Source organism: Propionivibrio sp. (assembly GCF_029255185.1).
In the GTDB taxonomy this organism is placed as follows: domain Bacteria; phylum Pseudomonadota; class Gammaproteobacteria; order Burkholderiales; family Rhodocyclaceae; genus Propionivibrio.
In genome coordinates this window covers 1-2,914 of sequence record NZ_JAPUVO010000012.1, presented here as the reverse complement: position 1 = coordinate 2,914, position 2,914 = coordinate 1, and the positions used below count along the sequence as shown (strand labels likewise).

The 2,914-nt window shown below is 51.3% G+C and carries 3 protein-coding genes and 1 pseudogene; 1 reads left to right on the top strand and 3 read right to left on the bottom strand.

Annotated features, from left to right (window positions below; translation table 11 throughout):
• Positions 1-128 (top strand): annotated as a pseudogene (locus Q1J43_RS00140) (IS1595 family transposase); the annotation flags it as partial.
• On the opposite strand, the gene Q1J43_RS00135 reads toward Q1J43_RS00140, so the two are convergent.
• From Q1J43_RS00135 to Q1J43_RS00125, 3 genes are all read right to left on the bottom strand, one after another.
• Positions 93-1,070 carry a hypothetical protein gene (locus Q1J43_RS00135; protein ID WP_301100254.1) on the bottom strand — a complete coding sequence of 326 codons (978 nt, stop codon included), beginning with the start codon at positions 1,068-1,070 and terminating at the stop codon, positions 93-95. The pseudogene Q1J43_RS00140 and the gene Q1J43_RS00135 sit on opposite strands and share 36 nt — an antisense overlap.
• 126 nt (positions 1,071-1,196) lie before the next feature.
• On the bottom strand, positions 1,197-1,682 hold the full coding sequence (locus tag Q1J43_RS00130; RefSeq protein WP_301100252.1) for a hypothetical protein: 486 nt from the start codon (positions 1,680-1,682) through the stop codon (positions 1,197-1,199).
• Positions 1,683-1,707: 25 nt separating this feature from the next.
• Positions 1,708-2,914: Ig-like domain-containing protein (locus Q1J43_RS00125; RefSeq protein ID WP_301100251.1), on the bottom strand; the 1,207-nt coding region annotated here is incomplete at its 5' end.

Sequence of the window (2,914 nt, the reverse complement as noted above, 5' to 3'; positions counted from 1 at the left end):
GCCGCTTCTACCCATTCAACGCTTTCCGCTCCCTGCTGGGCATTGCTGGCGACGTCACTGCGCCAACCTATGCCGAACTATATGCAAAAAAATTACGTCCCACTACAGGTAGTAGGCATGGGAGCTAACCGGATAAGCACGCGATATAAAATATCCGCCTCAGGAAGATAAGCGTTTGATGTGCCTTGGCGGAATGCTGCGACTACACGCCCGCTGGCCCGAAGCACTGAAACACTACTTGGCCCAACGGTGCTTGGATTAAGGCCGAAAATTATCTGTTGATAGTACCTGCTGCTCCAGTAGATGCCATGCCCATTAACCGGCTTGTAGTCATCGCTGGCCCCGACGCTGCCATAGGCGATACGGTAATCCAGTCCATTGGTCAGATCGCTGTAGATCGACTCGTCTTGATATTTCCATCCAGTCCCCGCATTTATTGGATTCCCAGAACCCAAGTCGCAGGATGGCGGAGTAATCTGTTTAGGCCCATCTTTTGCAACACAAACGCCACTGCTTGGTGAACGAATCTGTGCGGTGTTGCAGTCCGGTCTGGTGCACCAAGTGCCATAATACTGCTTGTCGTCTATCCACATCCAACCGGTACCGCTGAGCGACCAATTTAAACCAAGAGGACAGGTATACCCTGGTTCCGGCCAAGATTGAACAGTCCACCATATCGGATACCATGACGAGTTGCCAGCCCGATACCCTCTGCAACTTTGTTGATATACACCATAAGAAAAAGTCAAATCATTGTTCGCAGTAATTTGACTATAAAGACTTGAGATATTAGCGCCCTCGCAAGCCAGTTGCGCTGATGCATATGTCACAGTAGAGCCATTGACGCCATGCATCCATAAACCGGGACCAGATGGAGGCGTAGCTGCAGTCAATTCTGCACGCGCAATTATCGTTACAGTCGAAAGCAACACACAAGCCACAAATTGCGCACGATTAACGATATCGCAACGAGTCACCTTGACAATGTCACGTTTTTCAATCACGCAATGAAAGTCAGATTGATCACTACGCCCGCGCAAGGCCCCTGCAATCCAGTTGCTCAAACCCATCCCTATTTCTCCCTACGCTAATTCGTCAGTTGTTGTTTCTTGTGCTTCTTTTTTACAGCGAGTGATGCTTCAACCAAACGTGATTGTTTTTTGTTCCATTAATCCAATGACCTATTCGGAAACTATTCAAATATCGCCCATATCGGTAACTTCTCCTGGAGCAGATGCAACAAGAACTTTGAGAATTGCCAACATCTCCAAAGGAAAAAATCCCCAATTTTTTCGAGACTCCGTGCCAACTGTCCCGACACGGGAATTCGCTCGCCCATGTACAACTCGAACAGATGTTTCAAGAACCTCCCGTAAGAGTAGGACAAGCTTTTTTCGATGTTCAACACAATCGATGGAATCATTTCTGGGACCAACCAACAACTGGATTAGCCCGCCAACATTCTCGACAATAATGGCTTGGTTCTCAGTTGCGGTTTCGATAGCTAGACTCGATAACGCCTTAAATGCCTCTAGGTCACGTTGATCAATAAACAAAAATACAAAATCAACCAAGACGCCGTCTTTCAATCCGGCAGTTCCAAGTTCTTCTATTGAGATTGCTGACTCTGGTATGTATGAGTCGAATAACTTCAGTAGAGCCTGCTTTTTTCGTCCAAACATAGAATTTCTTCCACAGTGTAAAGAATTACCTACAGAGTTCACCCATTTTGCATGGGTCATTTGATTGACCGATATTTCCAGGAACGCACATTAGTGCAGTTCCCCCCGCTGCTAATCGCAGTGCTGCTGCCGCAGCAGCCTCCTGCGCCGCCAGCAACGCTTGCATATCTCTTACTAACGCCGCACGCTCAAGCTCACTTAGGTATGGCATGACATTCTTTAACATCGCCTGAAGCCACAGAAGATCAACCAAACCATTAGGATCAATCCTCGAAATTGGTTTTCCTCCAACATAGCTATACAGATGATTAAATACCGGCTGCACCCTGTAGAGCTGCGAAGACAATTCACTGCTTACCAACCCGCTCGCTGCTAAACTTTGGACAGCCATGTCTTTGTACAACACAGCGCCAATCGGATCGGACTGAAGATACCGTCCTGTTTCCGGGTTGTAATCCCGATAGTAGTTGTAGTGAGTATTGGTTTCGCGATCATAGTACTGCCCCGGAAACCGCAAATTCAGCGTGAAGTTCTTCCCATCCCCATCCGGGTCTTCCTCCGGCGGGCTGACGCCGAAGGGCTCACCCAGAATGTTCCGCCAGACGACCTTGTTTGTCTCATCGGTGACCAGCCGCGGTGTGTCCAAATGGTCGGTATGCAGGTAGTAAATCTTCGCTGCTTTCCGCGTCACGGTGATGGCGATCATCGCCGAGGTGGTCTCGATCCCGTCGTTGTCGATGGCCTTGGCGAACAGGCTGTAGTTGCCGACGGGCACGTTGTCCAAGGTCATGCTATAGGGCGGTGCTGTGCGGCTGCCGATGAGCATCCCATCCTTGTAGAACTCGACCCTGGCGAGAGTGCCTGCGGGGTCGGTCACCCTGGCCGTGAGTGGAATGCTCGCCGGGGCGGTGAAGCGCTGGTTGTTGGTTGGGCTGCTCAGGCTGACAGCGAGCAACTCGCTGGCGAGGACGGTGATTTTGCGCGAGGTGCTGGTAGTGCTGGCGCCCTGAGCGTCGGTGGCCTTGGCCGTCAGGGTATAGACCCCGGCGGCGGGTTTGACCCAGGTGATCCGCCAGGGGCTGGCGATGGCGGTGCCGATGAGGGTGCTGCCCTGGTAGAACTCGACCTGGCTGACCGTATCGTTCACTTCCGGTGCGCTGACACTGGCGCTGACCAGAACATCTACCGGAACCTGCACCATGGCGTTGTTGATCGGGGCGGTGAGGCTGACG

Bases quoted from the DNA above. Each gene is read 5' to 3' on its own strand.
- Q1J43_RS00135 (WP_301100254.1), bottom strand. From the start codon at position 1,070: ATGGGTTTGAGCAACTGGATTGCAGGGGCCTTGCGCGGGCGTAGTGAT.
- Q1J43_RS00130 (WP_301100252.1), bottom strand. From the start codon at position 1,682: ATGTTTGGACGAAAAAAGCAGGCTCTACTGAAGTTATTCGACTCATAC.